This window comes from Burkholderia torrens, from assembly GCF_984668525.1.
The window spans coordinates 2,439,968-2,463,177 of record NZ_OZ480211.1 but is presented as its reverse complement, the minus strand read 5'-3'; the positions used below and the strand labels follow the sequence as shown (position 1 = coordinate 2,463,177).

General features: G+C 67.6%; 20 protein-coding genes. 14 read left to right on the top strand and 6 right to left on the bottom strand.

The window, feature by feature from the left end:
* Window positions 1-23: 23 nt before the first annotated feature.
* Both AC5LXX_RS11325 and AC5LXX_RS11320 read left to right on the top strand, forming a co-directional pair.
* On the top strand, window positions 24-1,004 hold the full coding sequence (locus tag AC5LXX_RS11325; protein WP_493409531.1) for an acetyltransferase: 981 nt from the start codon (window positions 24-26) through the stop codon (window positions 1,002-1,004).
* A 298-nt stretch (window positions 1,005-1,302) separates the two neighbouring features.
* Window positions 1,303-2,781 (top strand): cryptochrome/photolyase family protein, encoded by a 1,479-nt coding sequence (locus tag AC5LXX_RS11320; RefSeq protein ID WP_493409530.1) that lies wholly within the window; start codon window positions 1,303-1,305, stop codon window positions 2,779-2,781.
* A gap of 30 nt (window positions 2,782-2,811) precedes the next feature.
* Here AC5LXX_RS11320 and AC5LXX_RS11315 read toward each other — a convergent pair whose 3' ends face one another.
* The 3 genes from AC5LXX_RS11315 to AC5LXX_RS11305 form a co-directional block, all read right to left on the bottom strand.
* A complete protein-coding gene (locus AC5LXX_RS11315; RefSeq protein ID WP_493409529.1) occupies window positions 2,812-2,934 on the bottom strand; it encodes a hypothetical protein in 123 nt (40 codons plus the stop codon).
* Complete coding sequence (locus tag AC5LXX_RS11310) at window positions 2,925-4,157, bottom strand: MFS transporter (protein WP_493409528.1); 1,233 nt, start codon at window positions 4,155-4,157, stop codon at window positions 2,925-2,927. Before AC5LXX_RS11310 ends, AC5LXX_RS11315 begins: the two co-directional genes overlap by 10 nt.
* 174 nt (window positions 4,158-4,331) lie before the next feature.
* Window positions 4,332-5,276 carry a LysR substrate-binding domain-containing protein gene (locus AC5LXX_RS11305; RefSeq protein ID WP_493409527.1) on the bottom strand — a complete coding sequence of 315 codons (945 nt, stop codon included), beginning with the start codon at window positions 5,274-5,276 and terminating at the stop codon, window positions 4,332-4,334.
* A gap of 199 nt (window positions 5,277-5,475) precedes the next feature.
* Here AC5LXX_RS11305 and AC5LXX_RS11300 point away from each other — a divergent pair, with 199 nt between their 5' ends.
* Window positions 5,476-6,516 carry an alpha/beta hydrolase family protein gene (locus tag AC5LXX_RS11300; RefSeq protein ID WP_493409526.1) on the top strand — a complete coding sequence of 347 codons (1,041 nt, stop codon included), beginning with the start codon at window positions 5,476-5,478 and terminating at the stop codon, window positions 6,514-6,516.
* Window positions 6,517-6,680: 164 nt separating this feature from the next.
* Window positions 6,681-7,436 carry a 4'-phosphopantetheinyl transferase family protein gene (locus AC5LXX_RS11295; RefSeq protein WP_493409525.1) on the top strand — a complete coding sequence of 252 codons (756 nt, stop codon included), beginning with the start codon at window positions 6,681-6,683 and terminating at the stop codon, window positions 7,434-7,436.
* A gap of 21 nt (window positions 7,437-7,457) precedes the next feature.
* Here AC5LXX_RS11295 and AC5LXX_RS11290 read toward each other — a convergent pair whose 3' ends face one another.
* Entirely contained in the window at window positions 7,458-8,378 is a 921-nt protein-coding gene (locus AC5LXX_RS11290) for a glutamate/aspartate ABC transporter substrate-binding protein (protein ID WP_493409524.1), read from the bottom strand.
* A gap of 213 nt (window positions 8,379-8,591) precedes the next feature.
* Here AC5LXX_RS11290 and hutH point away from each other — a divergent pair, with 213 nt between their 5' ends.
* The 10 genes from hutH to AC5LXX_RS11240 all read left to right on the top strand — a co-directional run bounded on the left by hutH (window position 8,592) and on the right by AC5LXX_RS11240 (window position 21,001).
* Complete coding sequence (gene hutH, locus AC5LXX_RS11285) at window positions 8,592-10,115, top strand: histidine ammonia-lyase (RefSeq protein ID WP_493409523.1); 1,524 nt, start codon at window positions 8,592-8,594, stop codon at window positions 10,113-10,115.
* Between the two features lie 4 nt (window positions 10,116-10,119).
* Window positions 10,120-10,815 carry a histidine utilization transcriptional repressor HutC gene (hutC, locus tag AC5LXX_RS11280; protein ID WP_493409522.1) on the top strand — a complete coding sequence of 232 codons (696 nt, stop codon included), beginning with the start codon at window positions 10,120-10,122 and terminating at the stop codon, window positions 10,813-10,815.
* Window positions 10,816-10,854: 39 nt separating this feature from the next.
* Window positions 10,855-12,543 (top strand): urocanate hydratase, encoded by a 1,689-nt coding sequence (hutU, locus tag AC5LXX_RS11275; protein ID WP_124456885.1) that lies wholly within the window; start codon window positions 10,855-10,857, stop codon window positions 12,541-12,543.
* Window positions 12,544-12,545: 2 nt separating this feature from the next.
* On the top strand, window positions 12,546-13,157 hold the full coding sequence (locus AC5LXX_RS11270) for a HutD/Ves family protein (protein WP_493409521.1): 612 nt from the start codon (window positions 12,546-12,548) through the stop codon (window positions 13,155-13,157).
* Between the two features lie 3 nt (window positions 13,158-13,160).
* Window positions 13,161-14,384: an imidazolonepropionase gene (gene hutI / locus AC5LXX_RS11265; RefSeq protein WP_493409520.1), complete on the top strand. Its 1,224-nt coding sequence runs from the start codon at window positions 13,161-13,163 to the stop codon at window positions 14,382-14,384.
* A 57-nt stretch (window positions 14,385-14,441) separates the two neighbouring features.
* On the top strand, window positions 14,442-15,818 hold the full coding sequence (locus AC5LXX_RS11260) for a formimidoylglutamate deiminase (protein ID WP_493409519.1): 1,377 nt from the start codon (window positions 14,442-14,444) through the stop codon (window positions 15,816-15,818).
* A 59-nt stretch (window positions 15,819-15,877) separates the two neighbouring features.
* The gene (gene hutG, locus AC5LXX_RS11255; protein WP_493409518.1) at window positions 15,878-16,675 is read left to right on the top strand and encodes an N-formylglutamate deformylase; all 798 of its coding nucleotides are present in this window, start codon (window positions 15,878-15,880) and stop codon (window positions 16,673-16,675) included.
* A gap of 756 nt (window positions 16,676-17,431) precedes the next feature.
* Window positions 17,432-18,238, top strand: coding sequence for a gamma-glutamyl-gamma-aminobutyrate hydrolase family protein (locus AC5LXX_RS11250; RefSeq protein WP_493409517.1), 807 nt, complete (start codon window positions 17,432-17,434; stop codon window positions 18,236-18,238).
* A gap of 12 nt (window positions 18,239-18,250) precedes the next feature.
* Window positions 18,251-19,588, top strand: coding sequence for a glutamine synthetase family protein (locus AC5LXX_RS11245; RefSeq protein ID WP_493409516.1), 1,338 nt, complete (start codon window positions 18,251-18,253; stop codon window positions 19,586-19,588).
* Window positions 19,589-19,615: 27 nt separating this feature from the next.
* Entirely contained in the window at window positions 19,616-21,001 is a 1,386-nt protein-coding gene (locus tag AC5LXX_RS11240) for an aspartate aminotransferase family protein (protein ID WP_493409515.1), read from the top strand.
* Between the two features lie 218 nt (window positions 21,002-21,219).
* Here AC5LXX_RS11240 and cysC read toward each other — a convergent pair whose 3' ends face one another.
* Window positions 21,220-21,762, bottom strand: a complete 543-nt coding sequence (gene cysC / locus AC5LXX_RS11235) for an adenylyl-sulfate kinase (RefSeq protein ID WP_493409514.1) — start codon at window positions 21,760-21,762, stop codon at window positions 21,220-21,222.
* 305 nt (window positions 21,763-22,067) lie between these two features.
* Window positions 22,068-22,610, bottom strand: a complete 543-nt coding sequence (locus AC5LXX_RS11230; RefSeq protein WP_493409513.1) for a hypothetical protein — start codon at window positions 22,608-22,610, stop codon at window positions 22,068-22,070.
* Between the last annotated feature and the right edge of the window lie 600 nt (window positions 22,611-23,210).

The window sequence follows — 23,210 nt, the reverse complement described above, 5'->3', positions numbered from 1 at the left end:
GCTTGACGATGGAGCAACGGATCATGCGGGACAATCAGCACGCGCGGCACGTCTTCGCGTTCAACGGCGACGCGGACGGCCTGTGCGCGCTTCAGCAACTGCGGCTCGCCGAACGCGTGCACGGCACGCTCATCACCGGCGTGAAGCGCGACATCAGGCTGCTCGAGCGGATCGACGCACGGTCGGGCGACATCGTCACCGTGCTCGACGTGTCGCACGACCAGAACCGCGACGCGTGCGTGCGGCTGCTGCGCGACGGCGCGACAGTTCGTTACTTCGACCATCACTTCGCGGGCGATCTGCCCGACCATCCGCGCTTCGACGCGCATATCGACACGGCGGCCGACGTCTGCACGAGCGTGATCGTGAACCGCTATCTCGGCGGCCGTTACGTGCGCTGGGCGATCGTCGCGGCCTATGGCGACGAACTGCCGGCGCTCGGCGACGCACTGGCGCGCGAGCATGGGGTCGACGAAGCCGAGCGTTGCGTGCTCGCCGAACTCGGGCGCTATCTGAACTACAACGCGTACGGCGAGTGCGTCGGCGATCTGCACTTCGATCCGGCGGTGCTCGCGGATGCGATGCTGCCGTGCGTCGATCCGCTCGATTTCGTGCGCGGGACGGCCGTGTTCGCCGCGCTGCGCGACGGTTACCGCGACGACATGGCGCGTGCGTGCGCACTTGCGCCGCTGCGCGAGGTGCCGGGGGCGACGCTGGTCCGGATGCCCGATCATCCGTGGGCGCGGCGCGCGACCGGCATGCTCGCGAACGAGCGGATGCGCAATGCGCCGCATGCGGCGCTCGCGGTGCTGTCGCCGCGTGCCGGCGGCGGGCTCGTCGTCAGCGTGCGCGTGCCCGACGGCCGGCCGCTCGGCGCGGACGAGTTCTGCCGCGGTTTCGCGACGGGCGGCGGGCGCAAGCGCGCAGGCGGCATCAACCATCTGCCGGAGGCCGAGTTCGACGCATTCGCCGAGCGCTTCGAGGCCGCGTTCCGGCTCGATTGACGCGACGCATCGTTGACCGGATCAGCCGGTCGCACCGGCGGGCACGGTCGGCCCGTCGGGCCGCCGCGGCGTGCTTCGATGCGTTCAGCGTTGCGTCAGCCGTGCACGGTGTGCACAAACCGGTCGACGTACCACAGCCCGAGCAATATTCCTTGCGTGCCGACGTTCTGCGGGGCGACTTCCATCGGATTGGTACGGATCGCGCGCGGGTCGTGACGGCCATGATGGCCGGCGTCGACACCGCGCAGCGCAGCCGCGACAATACGCGTCTCTTTTCGCTTATGTCACCGAGGTGCCCGTGCCTGCCAAGTCGTCCGTTGCTCCCGCAATCGTCTGGTTCCGCGACGATCTGCGCGTGACCGACCAGCCCGCGCTGACACGCGCGGTCGAGTCGGGCCGGCCGCTCGTCTGCGTATTCGTCGACGACACCGGCGACGGCGCAGGACGCCCGCTCGGCGGCGCGGCACGCTGGTGGCTGCACGGGTCGCTGGCCGGGCTCGATGCCGCGCTCGCACGTCACGGCGGACGCCTGTTGCTGCTGCGCGGCGACGCACGGCGCGAGATCGAGCGTGTCGTGCACGACACGGGCGCGCAAGCCGTGTACTGGAACCGCCGCTATGCACGGCCGCAGCGCGACGCCGACGCGGCGCTGAAAGCGTCGCTCAAGGCTGGTGGCGTCACGGTCGAGAGCAGCAACGGCAGCCTGCTGAACGAGCCGTGGGAGGTGCTGACGGGCAGCGGCGGTCCGTACCAGGTGTTCACCGCATACTGGCGGGCGGCGCGCCGCGATCGCACGGTCGCCGCACCGCTGCCGGAACCCGATCGGATCGCGTTTCATCCGTGGCCCAGAGCCGTGCGCGACCGCGCGCTGGCGCTCGACGCGCTCGCGCTGCTGCCGCATGCGCCGGACTGGGCCGGCGGCCTGCGCGAAGCATGGCCGGCACCGGACGAATTCGGCGCGCACGCCCAGCTCGACGCCTTCCTGGCGAACTCGCTCGCCGGCTATGCGGACGCACGTGACCGTCCGGATCTTCCCGCGACGAGCCGGCTGTCGCCGTTCCTGCGCTTCGGCAACGTGTCGCCGCGACAGGTATGGCACGCGGTGCAGGGTGCCGCGCACGCCGGCGGTGCGGCGTACGCCGCGGACGCCGACAAATTCCTGAGCGAGCTCGGCTGGCGCGAATTCAGCTACACGCTGCTGTATCACTTCCCGGCGCTCGCGACCGACAACTTCCGCGCGCAGTTCGACGCGATGCCGTGGCGCGACGATCCCGCCGCGTTGCGTGCATGGCAGCGCGGGCAGACCGGCTATCCGCTCGTCGATGCGGGCCTGCGCGAGCTGTGGACGACCGGCTGGATGCACAACCGCGTGCGGATGGTCGTCGCGTCGTTCCTGATCAAGCACCTGCTGATCGACTGGCGCGCGGGCGAAGCGTGGTTCTGGGACACGCTGGTCGATGCGGACCCGGCGAACAACGCGGCGAGCTGGCAGTGGGTGGCCGGCTGCGGCGCCGATGCCGCGCCGTACTTCCGCATCTTCAATCCGGTTGCGCAGGGGCAGAAGTTCGACCCGGACGGCGCATACGTGCGGCGCTGGGTGCCTGAACTCGCCGGCCTCGACGACGCGTCGATCCACGCGCCGTGGGAAGCATCGCCGCTGGCGCTCGAGGCTGCCGGCGTGCGGCTCGGCGTCGATTATCCGGAACCGCTCGTCGAGCACGCGGCCGCACGTGCCCGCGCGCTCGATGCGCTGGCCGCGTTGCCGAAGCGGCGCTGAGCGCATGCCTGCGCGGCACGGTGCGCCACGTCAGTTGCAGAACGCGGTGTGTTCGAGCAGCGCGTATGCGATGCCCGAATCGAAGTAGGCCGCGCCGCACCACATGACGAACGCGAGCGTGCCGGCGGCCAGCGCCGCGCGGATCAGGCCCATGCCGCGTTGCCGGGCGTGGGCCGCGCGACGCGCGCGTCGTCGATCGGCAGGTGCAGCAGCGCGGCGAGCACGCCGAGCGCGATCGAGCCGATCCACAGCGGCAGGTACGAGTGTGTCGCGTCGTACACGAGCGCTCCGAGCCAGACGCCGAAGAAGCTGCCGAGCTGGTGCCCGAAGAACACGAAGCCGAACAGCGTCGCGATGTAGCGCACGCCGAACACTTGCGAGATCACGCCGTTCGTCAGCGGCACCGTGCCGAGCCACGTGAACCCCATCACGGCCGCGAAGACGTACACGCTCGCGGGCGACAGCGGCGCGGCGACGAACGCCGCCATCGCCAGCGCACGCACGAGGTACAGCACCGACAGCACGTACTTGCGCCGCAGCAGCCCGCCGAGATGGCCGCATGCATAGGTGCCGGCCACGTTGGTCAGCGCGATCAGCGCGAGCGCGACGCTCGCGTGGCGCGCCGGCAGCCCGTGGTCGAGCAGGTACGCGGGCAGGTGGGTCGCGATGAACGCGAGCTGGAAGCCGCATGCGAAGAAGCCCGCGTTCAGCAGCCAGAAGCCGCGATGCGCGAACGCCTCGCGCACGGCTTCGCCGATCGACTGGTCGGGGCCGGCCGCGGCGCCGGCCGCTTGCGTGGGGCGGTCGCGCAGCAGCACGGCGAGCGGCACGAGCAGCGCCGCGACGAGCGCCAGCGCGATGAACGCATGCCGCCAGCCGATGCCGCCGATCAGTTCCTGCGCGACGGGCACCATGCAGAACTGGCCGAGCCCGCCGATCGCGCCGGCGACGCCGAGCGCCCAGCCGCGCCGGTCGGGCGGAAACAGGCGGCTCAGCGCGCCGTAGATCGACGCGAACGCCGAGCCCGACAGCGCGATGCCGATCACGAGCCCCGCGCCGACGGTGAACAGGCCGGTCGTGGCCGCATGCGCCATCGTGACGAGCCCGGCCGCATACAGCAGCATCCCGACGACGATCACGCGCGCCGAGCCGAAGCGGTCGGCGATCATCCCCGTGAACGGCTGCGCGACGCCCCAGATCAGGTTCTGCAGCGCGAGTGCGAGCCCGAACGCTTCGCGCGACCAGCCGTGGTCGAGCGAGACGGGCGCGAGGAAAAGGCCCTGCACGTGGCGGATGCCGAGCGCGACGCCCATGATCAGGCCCCCAGCCAGCACGGGCAGCCAGCGACGTCGGACTTCCTGTTCGATCGGGGTCATGCGTGTCTCCGGATGAGGGCGCGCGGCGAAACCGGCCGCGCTCGATCCGATTAGACGATCGGGGTCGCTATCGCTCAAGCGATCATTCGGTCAGGTTGGCATGCGTGCGGGGAATGCGATGGAAGCGGCAGGCACTGCCCGCAGCCGGGGGGCCACCGGATAGTCTGCGCCGGCTTACGCCGCCGACGTCGTGTCGTGCGCGCGCATGGCCGCATCGCATTCGGCTGCTTCGGCGAGCATCCAGTCGCGCACGTCGGCGACTTCGCGACGCGGGGCCGGATCGTGCTGGAACAGCCAGTAGCCGTACGTATCCGACAACGCCTGCGTGTGCGGGCCGAGCACCGCGAGCCGCCCGTCCGCGAGCATCGGCGCGACGAGCGCGAGCCGGCCGAGCGCGACGCCCTGGCCCGCGATCGCGGCCTGGATCACCTGGTCGTACTGGTTGAAGCGCAACACGCCTTTCGGGCGCGCGTCGCCGAGCCCGGCCGCATACAGGTGCGCGTGCCATTGCAGCTGCGGCTGCGGAGGCCCGTCGAATTCGAGCAGCACGTGATCGGCGATCGCGGCCGCGCTGGTGACCGGCCGCGCGGCGAGCGCGGGATGCGCGACCGGGACGACGATCTCGTCGAACAGGCGCAGCGCGCCGGCCGGCGCACGATTGCGCGGACAATAGCGGATGCCGAGGTCGATGCCTTCGGCGCGCAAATCGAGTACCTTGTCGTTCGCGGCGACGCGCAGGTCGACCGCGGGCAGGCGCGCCTGCAACCGCCCGAGCCGCGGCAACAGCCACAGCGCGGTGACGCCGATGCTGGCCGTGATCGTGACGGGCTGGCGCTCGCGCGCGGCGGCGAGCGATGCGACGGTGTCCTGCAGGCTGTGCAATGCCGCATCCGCGACGCGGAACAGCCGCTCGCCTTCCGGCGTGAACGCGATCTTCCGGTAGCCGCGCTGTAGCAACGCGACGCCGAGATGCGCTTCGAGCGCGTGGATCTGGCGGCTGACCGCCGACTGTGTGACACACAGGTCCTGCGCGGCGAGCGTGATGCTCATGCGGCGGCCGACCGCGACGAAACCGCGGACGAGATCGAGCGACGGGAGGCGGACGAGAGGCGTTGACATGCGCGTGACTCATGCGAACGGAGCAGCAAGATTGGTTGAGAACGCGGCACGCGTCAAGTTCAATGGAGGCTTGACGGTGGGTGTGGGGCGATCGCGAGGCGTGGGGGCAAGTAAGCGCTAAAGCGCTAACTTGGACCGACCGCGAAGCATGGGATCAGAGTAAGCGCTGAAGCGCTAACTGACGCCGACAGGAGACAGGATGACGATTTCGAGCGAAGGAAGCGGGGCAGCGCAGCGCGGTCGCGCGGCGGGTGCATTGCCACCCGAGCCCGTGACACTGCGCGCGGCCGACGGTTATGAATTGCAGGGCCATGTGTGGCGCCATCGCGGCGGTGGCGCCGTGCGGCCCGTGACGGTCATTAATTGCGCGACGTCGGTGCGCTGCGACTACTACTTCCGTTTCGCGGCCTGGCTGTTCGCACAGGGGCGCGACGTGCTCGTGTACGACTATCGTGGGATCGGCGGCTCACGCCCCGCGCGGCTCGCGAAGCTGCGCGCGAACTGGCTCGACTGGGGGCGGCTCGATTGCGAGGCCGCATTGCAGTACGCGCGCGACGCATTTCCGGGCCAGCCGCTCGACGTCGTCGCGCACAGCATCGGCGGCTGCCTGCTCGGGCTCGCGGCGTCGAATGCGTACGTGCGTCACGTGGTGACGGTGGGCGCTCAGTATGCGTACTGGCGCGACTATCGGCCGGAAGAGCGGCGGCGCATGTGGTGGAAATGGCACGTCGCGATGCCGGCGCTCGCGGCCGTGTTCGGCTACGTGCCCGCGAAGCGGTTCGGCTGGATGGAAGACACGCCGCGCGGCGTCGCGCTGTCGTGGGTGCGCTCGCAATCGCGCTTCGAGGACGCCTACACGCACGGCTTGCTTGCCGAGACCGCAGCGAGCCGCGCCGCGCTGCCGGCCCGCTTCGCGCGGCTGCCGGCGCCGATGCTCGCGATCGGCCTCGACGACGACGGGTTCGGCACGGTCGACGCGATCGAACGGCTGGTCGGCTACTACACGGGCAGCGACGTCACGCATCTGCGGATCGCGCCGCGCGACATCGGCGTCGACGCGATCGGTCACTTCGCGTTCTTTCACAGCCGCTTTACCGACGCACTGTGGCCCGTCGCGCTGTACTGGCTGCAACACGGCGCGCTGCCGGCCGATGCGCCGGGCCGCGTCCATGCGCGCCACCCGGCGCAGCGTGCGCGGCTGGCGGGAAGCGGCGTGCCGGGCGCTGTCGCGCACGGGTGAACGCGCACGCGCGCGCAGCCCGGCCGTCGTGTCGATGAGGCGCTCGCACCGGCTGCCGCCGCTGCCCGCTGCTGCTGCCGACGATCGCGGTCGCGATGCGTCGGTCTCCGTCCCGTGCGATCGATTAACATTGAACGTTTCGTTCGCCTGGCTGCCGCGTGCCGATGCCTATTCCGCCCGATTTCGAGATTTCCGACGACCTGTCCCGCGCGTGGCGCGTGCATCTGCTCGATGTGCCGCCGGCCGCGTCGCGTGCCGGCGTGCAGGTCGCGCGCGTCGATTTCGACTGGCGCGTGCCGCTCGGATCGCCCGCCTACGCGGCACTGAGCGACGCGGAGCGCGCGCGTGCCGGGCGCTACCTGCGGCACGAGGATGCAGTGCGCAGTGCCGCGACGCGTGCCGCGTTGCGCGACGTGCTCGGCGCGGCGCTCGGGATCGCGCCGCGGGACATCGCGATCGTCGTCGACGAATCGGGACGGCCGTCGCTGGAGCCCGCGCATCGCGCGTCGCTCGATTTCAACGTGTCGCACGCAGGCGATCACGCGTTGATCGCGTGGGCGCCGGCAGGCCGCGTCGGCGTCGATATCGAGGGCTGCAACCGCGTGGCCGACTGGCGCGCGCTGACGCGTGAAGTCTGCGCTCCCGCCGAGGTCGCGTATCTCGACAGCATGCCCTTCGCGGTGCGAGCGAGCGAATTCATGCGCGTGTGGTCCGCGAAGGAGGCGCTGCTCAAGGCGCTCGGCACGGGCATCGTCGGCGGGCTGCGCGCGTTCGCGGTCGTGCCGCCGCACGATGCCGCGACGCCTGCGACGACGATCGTCGAGCCGGCCGCGCCCGCTGCCGGCGTCGCGGCGTTCGACTCGGCGTGGCTCGACGCGGCGCCCGGCTATGCGGCGTGCGTCGCGTGGACGCGCGCGTGAGCGGACGTCGGCGCACGGCAATCACTCGAGCGGCGCATCGTTCGGCGCTGCATAGCGCGCCTTGATCACGTCGCTCATCGGAAAATCGAACGCGAGCCCCTTCGGCGGCACCGGCTTCATGAACCATTTGTCGTACAGCGCGTTGATCTCGCCGCTTTTCATCAGTTGTGCGAGCACGCCGTCGACGAGCGCCTTGAACTGCGGATCGTCCTTGCGCAGCATGAACCCGTAGGCTTCCGACGACTGCGGCGTGCCGACGATCTGCCAGTCGGCCGGTTTCGCGGCGAGCTGGCGCACGCCCGCGAGCAGCACATCGTCCATCATGTACGCGGCCGCGCGGCCCGATTCGAGCGTGAGGCGTCCTTCGCCGTAGTCCTTCGCGCTGATGATCTGCATGTTCATCTTCTTTTCCTCGTTCATCTTGCGCAGCAGGCGTTCCGACGTCGTGCCCTGGTTCGTCACGACCGTCTTGCCGGCGAGGTCGGGGAAGTCGCGGATGCCCGACGTCGTGCGCGTGAGCAGCCGCGTGGTCGCGACGAAGAAGGTGGTCGAGAACGCGACCTGCGCGTGGCGCGCGGCGAGGTTGGTGGTCACGCCGCATTCGAGGTCGACGGTACCGTTCTGCACGAGCGGAATGCGGTTCTGCGACGTGACCGGAATGAAGCGCACCTGCAGGTCGGGCTTGCCGGTGCGCGCCTTGACCGCGGCGATCACGCGGTCGCACAGGTCCTGCGAGAAGCCGATCACCTTGCCGCTCGCATCGACGTAGGAGAACGGCACCGACGTTTCGCGATGGCCGATCGAAATCAGGTTGGCCTGCCGGATTTTCTCGAGCGTGCCGGACAGCGGCTCGGCGGCGAGCGATGCGCCGCACGCGAGCGCGCACGCGACGACGAGCAGGGGGCGGCCGACGCGAGCGGCGAATCGTGATGGGAAGGACATGGTGGTCTCCGTGGCGGATGACGATTCGTATGTTGCCAAAATCAAAATAATTGCAACATTCGTTAAAAATCGGATCCTGCCGAGCGGCCCGACGGGCCGCGCCGGACATCAGGGAAACTCCCGAGGTCGGAATTATGAAAAACGGGTTGTCTAGACAAGTTGTGATGGCTACACTTCAATCCATTCCGAACTTGTCTAGACAGGATTGCTCACATGATTACGTTGACCCCCGGCCATCTGACCCTCCCGCAACTGCGCCAGATCGCACGCGAATCCGTCCAGCTGACGCTCGACCCGGCCAGCTTCGCGAAGATCGACGCCGGCGCGAAGGCCGTCGCCGACATCGCCGCGAAGGGCGAGCCGGCCTATGGCATCAACACGGGCTTCGGCCGCCTGGCCAGCACGCACATCCCGCACGACCAGCTCGAGCTGCTGCAGAAGAACCTGGTGTTGTCGCACGCGGTCGGCGTCGGCGAGCCGATGGCCCGTTCGTCGGTGCGGCTGCTGATGGCGCTGAAGCTGTCGAGCCTTGGCCGCGGCCACTCGGGCATCCGTCGCGAAGTGATGGACGCGCTGATCACGCTGTTCAACGCCGACGTGCTGCCGCTGATCCCGGTGAAGGGCTCGGTCGGCGCATCGGGCGACCTCGCGCCGCTCGCGCACATGTCGGCCGTGCTGCTCGGCGTCGGCGAAGTGTTCATCCGCGGCGAGCGTGCGAGCGCGCTCGACGGTCTGCGCGTCGCGGGCCTCGCGCCGCTGACGCTGCAGGCGAAGGAAGGCCTCGCGCTGCTGAACGGCACGCAGGCATCGACCGCGCTGGCGCTCGACAACATGTTCGCGATCGAAGACCTGTACCGCACGGCGCTCGTCGCCGGCGCGCTGTCGGTCGACGCGGCAGCCGGTTCGGTGAAGCCGTTCGACGCCCGTATCCATGAGCTGCGCGGCCACCAGGGCCAGATCGACGCAGCGGCGTCGTATCGCGACCTGCTCGAAGGCTCGCCGATCAACCAGTCGCACCGCGACTGCGACAAGGTGCAGGATCCGTACAGCCTGCGCTGCCAGCCGCAGGTGATGGGCGCGTGCCTGGACCAGATGCGCCATGCAGCCGACGTGCTGCTGGTCGAGGCGAACGCCGTGTCGGACAACCCGCTGATCTTCCCGGACACCGGCGAAGTGCTGTCGGGCGGCAACTTCCACGCCGAGCCCGTCGCGTTCGCGGCCGACAACCTCGCGCTCGCCGCATCGGAAATCGGCGCGCTGGCCGAACGCCGCATCGCACTGCTGATCGACGCGACGCTGTCGGGCCTGCCCCCGTTCCTCGTGAAGGACGGCGGCGTGAACTCCGGTTTCATGATTGCGCACGTGACGGCGGCCGCCCTCGCATCGGAAAACAAGACGCTCGCGCACCCGGCGTCGGTCGACTCGCTGCCGACTTCGGCGAACCAGGAAGACCACGTGTCGATGGCGACGTTCGCCGCGCGCAAGCTCGCCGACATCGCGGACAACACGAAGCACATCCTCGCGATCGAACTGCTGGCTGCCGCACAAGGCGTCGACCTGCGTGCGCCGTACCACACGAGCCCGAAGCTGGCGCCGGTGATGGAAACGATCCGCGCCAAGGTTGCGCACTACGAACTCGACCACTACTTCGCGCCGGACATCGCGGTGATCGCGAAGCTCGTCGGCGAGCGTGCGTTCGCGAAGGTCGCACCGTTCTCGTTCGCATCGGAACAGTAAGCCGATGAGCGCGCCGGTCTACCAGGAGATCAAGGATTTCATCCTGGCCCGCATCCACGCCGGCGAGTGGGAGGAGGGCGACCAGGTGCCGTCCGAGAACGAGCTGGCGCGCGAATTCAAGGTGGCGCGCATGACCGTCAACCGCGCGCTGCGCGAGTTGACGGCCGAGCAGGTGCTCACGCGCATGAAGGGCGCGGGCACCTACGTCGCGCGGCCGAAGTACGAGTCGACGCTGGTGGCGATCCGCAGCATCTCGGAGGAAGTCGGCGCACGCGGGCATGCGTATCACGCCAGCGTGCTCGGTCTCGACACGATCCGCGCCGACGAGGCGCTCGCCGACGAGATGCAGGTAGCCGTGCGCACGAAGCTGTTTCATTCGCAGGTGCTGCACTTCGAGAACGACGAGCCCGTGCAGCTCGAAGAACGATGGGTGAATCCGGTGGTCGCGCCGGATTACGCCGAGCAGGATTTCACGAATACGACGCCGAACCTGTACCTGATGCGCGCGGCCCCGCTGCAGCGCGTCGAGTACCGGATCGAAGCGGCGGCCCCGGCGCCGGAGCGGCGCGAGCAGCTGCGGATGGACGACGTCGAGCCGTGTCTGGTTTTACATCGGCGCACCTGGTCGCAGGGCGTCGTCGCCTCGGTGGCGAATCTGTGGCATCCCGGCAGCCGTTATCGCTTCACCGGGCATTTCTGATTCCTATTTGATAGTCATTTTCCTTCGGGAGCAGTCGTCATGAACCATCCGAAACACATCGATCCCCGTCTCGATCCGACGCGCACGATCCGCGCGCCGCGCGGCAGCGAGAAGACCTGCAAGACCTGGCTGGCCGAAGCGGCCTACCGGATGATCCAGAACAACCTCGACCCGGAAGTCGCCGAGCATCCGCATGCGCTTGTCGTGTACGGCGGCATCGGCCGTGCAGCGCGCAACTGGGAATGCTACGACCAGATCCTCGCGTCGCTGAAGGATCTCGAGGAAAACGAAACGCTGCTGATTCAATCGGGCAAGCCGGTCGGCGTGTTCCGTACGCACAAGGACGCGCCGCGCGTGCTGCTGGCGAACTCGAACCTCGTGCCGCACTGGGCGAACTGGGACCACTTCCACGAGCTCGACCGCAAGGGCCTGATGATGTACGGCCAGATGACGGCCGGCAGCTGGATCTACATCGGCAGCCAGGGCATCGTTCAGGGCACCTATGAAACGTTCTTCTCGGTCGCGAACCAGCACTTCAACGGCGACCCGTCGGGCCGCTGGATCCTGACGGGCGGCCTCGGCGGCATGGGCGGCGCGCAGCCGCTGGCTGCGACGATGGCCGGCTTCTCGATGATCGCGGTCGAATGCGACGAGACGCGCATCGACTTCCGCCTGAAGACGCGTTACGTCGACAAGAAGGCGACGACGCTCGACGAAGCGCTCGGCATGATCGACGAAGCGAAGCGCGCGGGCAAGCCCGTGTCGATCGGCCTGCTCGGCAACGCAGCCGACGTGTTCGCGGAACTCGTCGAGCGCGGCATCACGCCGGACTGCGTGACCGACCAGACGAGCGCGCACGACCCGATCAACGGCTACCTGCCGCAAGGCTGGACCGTCGCGCAATGGCGCGAAGCGCAGAAGGTCGATCCGCAGAGCATCGTGAAGGTCGCGAAGCAGTCGATGGCCGTCCAGGTGCGCGCGATGCTGGCGCTGCAGGAACGCGGCGCGGCGACGCTCGACTACGGCAACAACATCCGCCAGATGGCGCTGGAAATGGGCGTCGAGAACGCGTTCGACTTCCCGGGCTTCGTGCCGGCGTACATCCGTCCGCTGTTCTGCGAAGGCAAGGGCCCGTTCCGCTGGGTCGCGCTGTCCGGCGATCCGGAAGATATCTACAAGACCGACCAGAAGGTGAAGGAGCTGATCCCCGACGATCCGCACCTGCACAACTGGCTCGACATGGCACGTGAGCGCATCGCGTTCCAGGGCCTGCCGGCACGGATCTGCTGGGTCGGCGTGAAGGATCGGTATCGCCTCGGCCAGGCGTTCAACGAGATGGTGAAGAACGGCGAACTGAAGGCGCCGATCGTGATCGGCCGCGACCACCTCGACACGGGTTCGGTCGCGAGCCCGAACCGCGAGACGGAATCGATGAAGGACGGTTCGGACGCGGTCAGCGACTGGCCGCTGCTGAACGCACTGCTGAACACGGCAGGCGGCGCATCGTGGGTGTCGCTGCACCATGGCGGCGGCGTCGGCATGGGCTTCTCGCAGCACTCGGGCGTCGTGATCGTCGCCGACGGTACGGCTGAAGCGCACGAGCGTCTCGGTCGCGTGCTGCTGAACGACCCGGCCACGGGCGTGATGCGCCATGCGGATGCCGGCTACGAACTCGCGCAGCAGACGGCCCGCGAAGCCGGCCTGAAGCTGCCGATGCTCGGCCGCTGAGCATGACGGCGCTCGACCAGGCGCCGGTGAACGCGACGATGATTCGCGCAGCGGATCTCGTCGCGTCGCCGTGGAAGAACGGCGGCGGCGTGACGCGCGAGATCGGCGCGTTTCCGCCCGGCGCGGCCCTCGATACGTTCGCGTGGCGCGTGAGCGTCGCGGACGTCGGCACGGCCGGGCCGTTCTCGCGTTTCGATAGCGTCGACCGCACGCTCGTGCTGCTGTCCGGCGCGGGCATGACGCTCGCCGAAGCGGGCGGTGCGGAGCACGTACTCGACGCGCCGCTGGCCCGTGCGGATTTCGCCGGGGAAGCGGCGATCGACGCGACGCTGCATGACGGCGCGACACGCGACTTCAACCTGATGACGCGCCGCTCGGCCGCGCGCGGCGCGCTCGACGTGTGGCGCGCAGGTGTGCACCGTGTTGCGCACGCCGATACCGTGCTGCTGTTTTGCGCGACCGGCGCCGTCGGTGTCGAGATCGACGGCACGCACTACGCACTGGAAGAAATGGACACGCTGCGGCTCGACGGGCCGCTGCGTGCGTTTGACGTCGTCATGAGCGGTAGCGGCGCGCTGCTCGCCGTATCGCTCGCCATCGGCGCACGAGACTAACGCATGAAACCGACTGTCTGGCATCACCTGAGGCTGTGTCCGCACGGCCATCCCGACGAGACGATCGACGACGCGGCGATCGCCGTCGACGAAACCGGCACGATCGTCTGGCTCGGCGCGTGGTCCGCGCTGCCGCACGGTTATGCGCACTGGCAGCGCGAGGATCTGCACGGCGCGTGGGTGACGCCGGGCCTCGTCGATTGCCACACGCACCTCGTGTACGGCGGCACGCGTGCCGACGAATTCGCGCAGCGCCTCGCGGGCGTCAGCTACGAGGAAATCGCGCGGCAGGGCGGCGGGATCGTGTCGACGGTGCGCGCGACGCGCGCGGCCGACGAGACGACGCTGTTCGTGCAGGCCGCCGCACGCCTGCAGCCGCTGCTCGCCGAAGGCGTGACCGCGATCGAGATCAAGTCGGGCTACGGGCTCGACCTCGCGAGCGAACGCAAGATGCTGCGCGTCGCGCGCCAGCTCGGCGAGCGCTTCCCGGTCACGGTCTACACGACCTTCCTCGGCGCGCATGCGCTGCCGCCCGAGTATGCCGGTCGTGCGGACGCGTACATCGACGAAGTGTGCGACCGGATGCTGCCGGCGCTGGCCGACGAGGGCCTCGTCGACGCGGTCGACGTGTTCTGCGAACGCATCGGCTTCTCGCTCGCGCAGACCGAACGCGTGTTCGAGGCCGCGACGCGCCGCGGGTTGCCCGTGAAGCTGCATGCGGAGCAACTGTCGAACGCGGGCGGCACGGCGCTTGCCGCGCGCTACCGCGCACTGTCCGCCGACCACCTCGAGTTTCTCGACGAAGCCGGCATCGAGGCGATGAAGGCGGCCGGCACGGTCGCCGTGCTGCTGCCCGGCGCGTACTACTTCATCCGCGAAACGCAACTGCCGCCGATCGAGCTGCTGCGCAAGCACGGCGTGCCGATCGCGCTCGCGACCGATCACAACCCCGGCACGTCGCCGCTCGAATCGCTGCTGCTGACGTTGAACATGGGCTGCACGCTGTTCCGCATGACGGTACCCGAAGTGCTGCAGGGCGTTACGCGCCATGCCGCCGCGGCGCTCGGCCGCGCGGATCGCCACGGCGCGCTCGAGGTCGGACGCCAGGCCGACTTCGCCGCATGGTCGGTCGGCTCGCTGTCGGAGCTCGCGTACTGGATCGGCCGGCCGCTGTGCGAGCAGGTCGTGCGCGGCGGCTCGACCGTGTTTCGCCGGATGAACGGCTAGTTTTGCAGCGGGCCGGGCACGTTGGCGCGTGACCCGGCCGCTCGACAAGGAACCAGAATGACCGACACCCTGTTGTTCGCGGACCATGCGTACCTGCCCGACGGCTGGCGCCGCAACGTGCTGCTGCGCTGGGACGCGGCCGGCACGCTGACCGGCGTGACGCCCGATAGCGACGCACCGGCAGGCGTCGCGCGTGCGGCCGGGCCGGTGCTGCCCGGCATGCCGAACCTGCATTCGCACGCATTCCAGCGCGCGATGGCGGGGCTCACCGAATACCGCGCGAATCCCGCCGACAGCTTCTGGAGCTGGCGCGACCTGATGTACCGCTTCGCGCTGAAGATCACGCCCGACGCGCTCGCGGCGATCGCGCGCTGGCTGTATGTCGAGATGCTCAAGTGCGGCTATACGTCAGTGTGCGAATTTCACTACGTGCATCATGCACAGGACGGCTCGCGCTACCCGCAGCTCGCGGAGCTCGGCACGCGCGTGATCGATGCCGCGCGCTCGGCCGGCATCGGCATCACGATGCTGCCGGTGTCCTACCAGTTCGCCGGCTTCGGCAACAAGCCGCCGCGCGACGACCAGCGCCGCTTCATCAACACGCCGGACGGCCTGCTCGAACTGCTCGACGCGATGCGTCGCGCGGCGCCCGAGCACGGCGGCCTGCGCTACGGCGTGGCGCCGCACTCGCTGCGCGCGGTGTCGGAGAACGGGCTGCGTACGCTGATCGACGGGCTGCCCGACGACGCGCCGGTTCACATCCATATCGCCGAGCAGACGGCCGAGGTCGACGATTGCGTGCGCACATACGGCGCGCGTCCCGTCCAGTGGCTGCTCGATCGCTTCGACGTCGATGCGCGCTGGTGCCTCGTGCACGCAACGCACGTCGATGCGGCCGAAACGGCCGCGCTCGCGAAGCGTCGCGCGGTCGCCGGGTTGTGCCTGACGACCGAGGCGAACCTTGGCGACGGCGTGTTCCCGGCTGTCGACTATCTCGCACAGGGTGGCGTGATCGGCGTCGGTTCGGACAGCCACGCATCGGTCGACTGGCGCTCGGAACTGCGCCTGCTCGAATACGGGCAGCGGCTCGTGCACCGTGCGCGCAACGTGCTGGCGAGCGAGTCGCAGGCGCATGTCGCCGACCGCCTGTTCGACGCATCGCTCGCGGGCGGCGCCCAGGCGAGCGGGCGGCGCGTCGGTGCGCTGCGCGAAGGCTGCCGTGCCGACTGGCTCGTGCTCGATCCCGATCATCCGGTGATCGCCGAACACGGCAGCACGTCGTGGCTGTCGGGTATCGTGTTCGCCGAGCATGGCGAGACGCCCGTGCTCGACGTCTACACGGGCGGCGAACGCGTCGTGAGCGGCCGCCGGCATCGCGACGAAGCCGCTGCGTATGCGGACTACCGCGCCGCGCTGGCGCAACTGCTGCGCTGACGCGCGGCAACCGGCGCACGCTGCGTGCGTGCGCCGGCAGACTCTTACGGTGATGCGACATGACTGAACAACCGGCTGTATTCACGCTGAAGCAGGGCACGCTGCCGCTGCTGATCTCGATTCCGCACGCAGGCACGCACATCCCCGACGACATCGCCGCGACGATGACGCCCGATGCACGCTTCGTCGACGATTGCGACTGGCATCTCGAGCGGCTGTACGGCTTCGCGGCCGATCTCGGCGCATCGATCCTCGTGCCGTCGCACGCACGGTACGTCGTCGACCTGAACCGTCCGCCCGACAACGAGAACCTGTATCCGGGGCAAGACACGACAGGGCTCGTGCCGGTCGATACGTTCGACAAGGCGCCGCTCTATCCGGCGAACGCGCTGCCCGGCAACGACGAGATCATGCGTCGCCGCGACCGCTACTGGCTGCCGTATCACGACGCGCTGCAGGGCGAGATCGCGCGCCTGAAGCGCCAACACGGCCGCGTGCTCGTGTGGGAAGCGCATTCGATCCGCTCGCACGTGCCGCGCTTCTTCGACGGCCGCCTGCCGGATTTCAACTTCGGCACGTCGAGCGGCGCGAGTGCCGCGCCCGGTCTCGCGGAGGCACTGGCCGCGCGCGTGCTCGCGCACGGCGGCTATACGGCCGTTGCGAACGGGCGCTTCAAGGGCGGCTACATCACGCGTCACTACGGCGTGCCCGATACCGGTGTCGAGGCCGTGCAGCTCGAGCTGTCGCAGATCACCTACATGGAAGAGACGCGTCCGTACGCGTACGACGAAGCGCGTGCAGCGCGAATTGCGCCGTTGTTGCAGACGCTCGTCGAAACCGCGCTCGCGCATCGCTGAGCGCGGACCGCACGCATGCGGCAGCGCGGCGGAGCAGGGCGTCGCGGCCCGTCGGCATGCAGCATGCGCGCCGACGCAATGCACAACACGGCATCGATCGCGGAGATCGATGCCGTTTTTTTCGTCTGATCGATGTCGTCATCGGCACCTGAAAATTTGACGCAATTTTTAGGTGATATAAGCTGAATGTCAGGAAGTCGTCACGCGCGCACCGGCGGCGGGGGCATCGACGCTGGCCCTACCGCGCCGAAACCGCTGCGTGACACCTTGCCGACGTGTCGCCGCGCGGCTTTGCCGCATGCGCTTGATCGCGACGCGTGTCCTGCCTCCTTCAGTCAGTCGAGTACGATCGTGAAAGCCGCCAGCCCTTCGATACGCCGGACGCGAAGTCCGTCGGCGGGCGCGCCGCCTCAGGCCGGGCCGAACCGGCATGCTGATTGCGGCACGCGTGCCGCCCCTTTACGCGAGCCTCGTTTCTTCGCCCTTTCCCATCGCGGCCTGCGCCGCTTCAACCTCGTGACCGCGCATGTATTCAGCGCGGTGCAGTGCGACGGCAGCGCATCCTTGTTGCCCTAGCGCCGTTTTCCGCTTCCGTCCCGGGCCGCACCGCCGCTTGCCGCATCGTCCGCGCGGCAGGATCGCTCATGTGCATGCGTATGCGCTGCGCGATCGCGCGCGCATGCGGCACAACTGCAGGCCTTCATCGTCCCGTGCGCACGTGTGGCGTGCGCGATTACCGGAGCAGGAGAGACGCTCATGCATGCGCGCCCGATCGTAGCCGTCACCGCCGACCGCATCCTGCGCGGTGCGCATCCGAATCACACGGCGGGCGAGAAGTACCTCGCCGCGCTCGTCGACGGCGCCGGCGTGCTGGCGTTCGTGCTGCCCGCGCTCGGCGCGCGGCAGCCGGCCGACGCGATCGTCGCGGCAGTCGACGGACTGCTGTTGACCGGCAGCTATTCGAACGTCGAACCGCGTCATTACGGCGAGGCCGCGAGTGCGCCCGATACGTTGCACGACCCCGCGCGCGACGCGACCGCGCTGCCGCTGATCCGCGCGGCGATCGACGCGGGCGTGCCCGTGCTCGCGATCTGCCGCGGCATGCAGGAGCTGAACGTCGCGTACGGCGGCACGCTGCATCAGCGGCTGCACGCGACGAACGGCTTCGACGACCATCGCGAACGGCCGGCCGATCCGCTCGAACGGCAGTACGGCCCCGCGCATGTCGTGCGACTCGCGCCGGGCGGCCTGCTGCAGCGGGTTGCACGCGGCGTGCAGGAGGCGACGGTCAATTCGCTGCACGACCAGGGCATCGCGCGTCTCGGTGCGGGGCTCGACGTCGAAGCGAGAGCGCCCGACGGGCTGGTCGAAGCCGTCAGCGTGCGCGGCGCGCGCGCGTTCGCGCTCGGCGTGCAGTGGCATCCCGAATGGCGCTACGCGGAACAGCCGCTGTCGCGCGACATTTTTGCGGCATTCGGCGTGGCGTGCCGCGCGCGCATGACGCAACGCCTTCATGCGGCCGGCGGCGCGATGCCGTCGCCGGCCGCATCCGACGTCGACTGAACGAGGCCGATCATGCAACCCGAACTGAGCGAATTCCTGCGACAGCACCGCATTACCGAGGTCGAGGCGATCATTCCCGACATGGCCGGCATCGCGCGTGGCAAGATCATTCCGCGCAACAAATTCGAATCCGGCGAATCGATGCGGCTGCCGCAGGCCGTGATGGTGCAGACCGTCACCGGCGATTATCCGGAGGACGGCACGCTGACCGGCGTGACCGATCCCGACATGGTGTGCGTGCCCGATCCGTCGACGATCTGCCTGATCCCGTGGGCCGTCGATCCAACCGCGCAGGTGATCCACGACTGCGTGCATTTCGACGGCTCGCCGGTCGAGATCTCGCCGCGCTACGTGTTGCGCCGCGTGCTCGAACTGTACAGGGAAAAGGGCTGGAAGCCCGTCGTCGCGCCGGAACTCGAGTTCTATCTCGTCGACATGAATGCCGATCCCGACCTGCCGCTGCGTCCGCCGATCGGCCGCACGGGGCGTGCGGAAACCGGCCGCCAGTCGTATTCGATCGAGGCCGTCAACGAGTTCGATCCGCTGTTCGAGGATATCTACGAGTACTGCGAAATGCAGGGCCTCGATATCGAGACGCTGATCCACGAAGTCGGCGCGGCGCAGATGGAGATCAACTTCGTGCACGGCGACGCGCTGCCGTTGGCCGACCAGGTATTCCTGTTCAAGCGCACGGTACGCGAGGCCGCGCTGCGTCACAACATGTATGCGACGTTCATGGCCAAGCCGATGGAAGGCGAGCCGGGATCCGCGATGCACATTCACCAGAGCCTGGCGGACCTGCGCACCGGGCGCAACCTGTTCGCGGAAGAGGACGGTTCGGTGTCGCCGCTGTTCCACAGCTATCTCGCGGGGCTGCAGAAGTACACGCCGGCGCTGATGCCGATCTTCGCGCCGTACATCAATTCGTACCGCCGCCTGTCGCGCTTCATGGCCGCGCCGATCAACGTGCAGTGGGGCTACGACAACCGCACGGTTGGCTTCCGCATCCCGCAGTCGAGCCCCGTCGCGCGCCGCATCGAGAACCGGATTCCGGGCGTCGACTGCAACCCGTACCTCGTGTTCGCGGCGACGCTCGCCGCCGGCTATCTCGGGATGACGCAGCAGCTCGCGCCGACCGAGCCGATCGCATCGGACGGTTACGACCTGCCTTACCAGCTGCCGCGCAACCTCGAGGAAGGCATCTCGCTGATGGCCGCGTGCGAGCCGCTTGCCGGCATTCTCGGCGACAAGTTCGTGAAGGCGTACCTGGCGTTGAAGGAAACCGAATACGAAGCGTTTTTCCGCGTGATCAGCTCGTGGGAACGCAGGCATCTGCTGCTGCACGTGTGACGTGCGGCGCTGTTTGACGGAGAAAACATGACCGACCGACACGAAGCCTTCCCGCCGCATTCGACCGCCGAATACCGCGCGCTCGACGCCGCGCACCACATCCACCCGTTCTCGGACATGGGCGCGCTGAACCGCGCCGGCAGCCGCGTGATCGTGAAGGCCGACGGCGTCTACCTGTGGGACTCGGACGGCAACAAGGTGATCGACGGGATGGCCGGGCTGTGGTGCGTGAACGTCGGCTACGGCCGCAAGGAACTCGCCGACGCCGCGTATCGCCAGCTGCAGGAACTGCCGTTCAACAACACGTTCTTCAAGACGACGCACCCGCCGGTGATCGAGCTGTCCGCGATGCTCGCGGAAGTGACGCCGGCCGGCTTCAACCACTTCTTCTATTGCAACAGCGGCTCGGAAGGCAACGACACCGTGCTGCGCCTCGTGCACCAGTACTGGCGCGTGCAGGGCAAGCCGCAGAAGAAGTACGTGATCTCGCGCAAGAACGGCTACCACGGCTCGACGATCGCGGGCGGCACGCTCGGCGGGATGGGCTACATGCACGAGCAGATGCCGTCGAAGGTCGAGCACATCGTGCACATCGACCAGCCGTATTTCTTCGGCGAAGCGCAGGCAGGCGAGACGCCGGAAGCATTCGGCCTCGCGCGTGCGCAGCAGCTCGAAGCGAAGATCCTCGAACTCGGCGCTGAGAACGTCGCGGCATTCATCGGCGAGCCGTTCCAGGGCGCGGGCGGCGTGATCTTCCCGCCGTCGACGTACTGGCCGGAAATCCAGCGGATCTGCCGCAAGTACGACATCCTGCTGGTCGCCGACGAAGTGATCGGCGGCTTCGGGCGCACCGGCGAATGGTTCGCGCACCAGCACTTCGGTTTCGAGCCGGACCTGATCACGATGGCGAAGGGCCTGACGTCGGGCTACGTGCCGATGGGCGCGGTCGGCATTCACGAGCGCGTCGCGCGGCCGATCATCGACAACGGCGAATTCAATCACGGCCTCACGTACTCGGGCCATCCGGTGGCGGCGGCCGTCGCGGTCGCGAACCTGAAGCTGCTGCGCGACGAAGGCATCGTCGAGCGCGTGAAGAACGACATCGGGCCGTATTTCCAGCGTCGGCTGCGCGACGCGCTGGGTGATCATCCGGTCGTCGGGGAGATTGCGGGCACGGGGCTGGTCGCGGGCGTTCAGCTTGCGCGCGACCGCGGCCGGCGCGAGCGGTTCGGTGCGGATGTCGATATCGGCACGATCTGCCGCGACTTCTGCTTCAACGGCAACCTGATTATGCGCGCGACCGGCGACCGGATGCTGTTGTCGCCGCCGCTCGTGATTCGCGAGGCGGAGGTCGACGAAATCGTCGACAAGGCGAAGCAGGCGTTCGATGCGACGGCGGAGCGGGTGGGGTAGCGGTGCGACGATTCGGCCGCGCTCGCGTGGCTGCCATCATGTCGTGGCGTGTTGAGTCTTTGCCGGCGGAAATTCGATGGATGCCGGCGGACCGGACAGGCGCGGGAGGGGGCGGTTCTGCAGCGTGGCGTTCCCGGCGCCGGGCCGGCCATTGCGGCTGGTCCGACTGCCGGAAAGTGAACTGGGGGCGCCCTGAAGGGAAATGAACCCGGACGGTATCAAGCGTGCGTGAATCGCTGTCGCTCGAACGCCATGATGTGTGCGGCCGAAGACGCGATATCCATCATCCCGGTTTCGACAACGAGATCGGGTGCGATCGGTACTTCGTAAGGATCCGAGATGCCGGTGAATTGCGTCGTCTGGCCGGTGATTGCTTTTGCATAGAGCTGTTTCGGATCGCGTGCGGAACAGGTTGCAATATCGGTTTTCAGATAGACCTCGACAAACCGATCTGCGCCGACGATATGCCGTGCCCGTTGCCGGTCGGCTTCATAAGGCGAGATCAGCGCGACGATGACGGTAAAACCCTGCGCATTGAGCAATTTCGCCATTTCGGCGGTGCGACGACAGTTCTCGGTACGGTCTTCTCGCGAGAAACCGAGATCGGGAGATACGCCTGCCCGTAACTCGTCGCCGTCGAGTATGCAGGTCGGAATGCCGCGTGCGCGCAACTGCCGGGCGATTTCGCGCGAGAGGGTTGACTTGCCGGCGCCGCTCAGACCGGTAAGCCACAGGGTGTAGTCGTTCTTCTCTTGTGCCATGGGTGTGCAATCTCTGTCACCAGCTCTCACCATCGCAAGTCATGAGTTCGTGCCTAAATGCGATGCTGATTTGGCTGGTTGTTATTTGGTGTAAGAATTCTATGCATCCGGATTTCTACAAATGTTACAGAAGAATTACCAAAAATTACACTAGGAATTTTCTTTCTTTCGTGTTGAAAGAATGCTAATAACCTGAGTGAAATGTCTGATCTTTGTTTCGTACGTTGAACCGGGAGACGGCGTGGCGGCGCTTGATGCGCGAAGAAATGGGAGATTTTTCCGCTGGCGTATTTCCCTGATTTGCATCAACCGATAGCCACGGAGACCTGGCTGCCGGCGAGCATCTTGTTCGCTCGACGCACAAACACCCAGTGCCAAACCCAGAGGAAAACCGCAACTCCGCCGGCGATGGAGCCAATGGCATTGGGTATCAACGAAAGAACCTGGGCAAGACACCACCCGATGCCGCTGATCCGGCCGAACGAGCGCAAACCCGACAGAGCCGGATTGATATGAGACTCCGCTTCCAGGGACTTCGCAACGTTGGAAATAATGAAGAAGTCCTCGATGAAGTTGTATGGCAAGAGGAACATCAGCCAGACGCTGTTGGGTTCGGCCACACGCGATCCTCGGTCGACCGATTTCAGGGTAGTCCTGAGGTCGCTCGCGTAGGCATAGACCAGAGCCAGGAAAACCGCGATGACGACGATGCCGCCGATTGGCCCAAGCATCTCCATCTCGCCGAGAACGCCTCCCTCTTCTGACGGATGGATAAGCGGATAGGCGAGCCCAAAGGCAATGGGGATGCTCAGAATGGCTTTGAGAATGGTCAGCGCAGGTGTGCTCATGTGTGTCGGATGGAATAGGTGCGTTGTCACACGCAGCATAGCGAACGATCATCCTTGCTGTGCGACTTTGTCCTGGTATTTGCCGCCTTCTCTCGCGACTCCAGCCGAGTCGGTGTCTTCGATTGACTCGACCCGTTCGATGGCAGCAATGTAGCCCGCCGGGCGGTGCGCCTCTTGTGCGTCGCCGGCACGTATTACTTGTACCAGTGACAGGGGCGAAGCCCTGGGTGTTTGATGGGGGCGATATAGGTGACCGACTAGCGGGCGCCATCATCCGTTTCTACATCGACTTCCACCATGGCGTTTCGCGGGAAGTCCTGTGAGAGCACGACGCGCTGACGTTTGCCATGTCTGATGAGCAGTCCTTTCTCCCGTGCATGGCGGGTTTGGTGCGTGCCGGCGGCTAGCCACGACGACGAACTTCCGCGCGCCAGTAGTCCTTCCAGTTTGATGGCATCGATGCTCCAGACTATGTGGTTCTTGTTGCGTCCGGGCTTATCGTCTGAGTGCGCCACGTCTGCGCCAAAAGGCTGAATTCGCCAAGTTCGGCTGCAAAGAAAAAGGCCCTCGGCTTACGCCTGAGGGCCTTTGTTCTTCGGG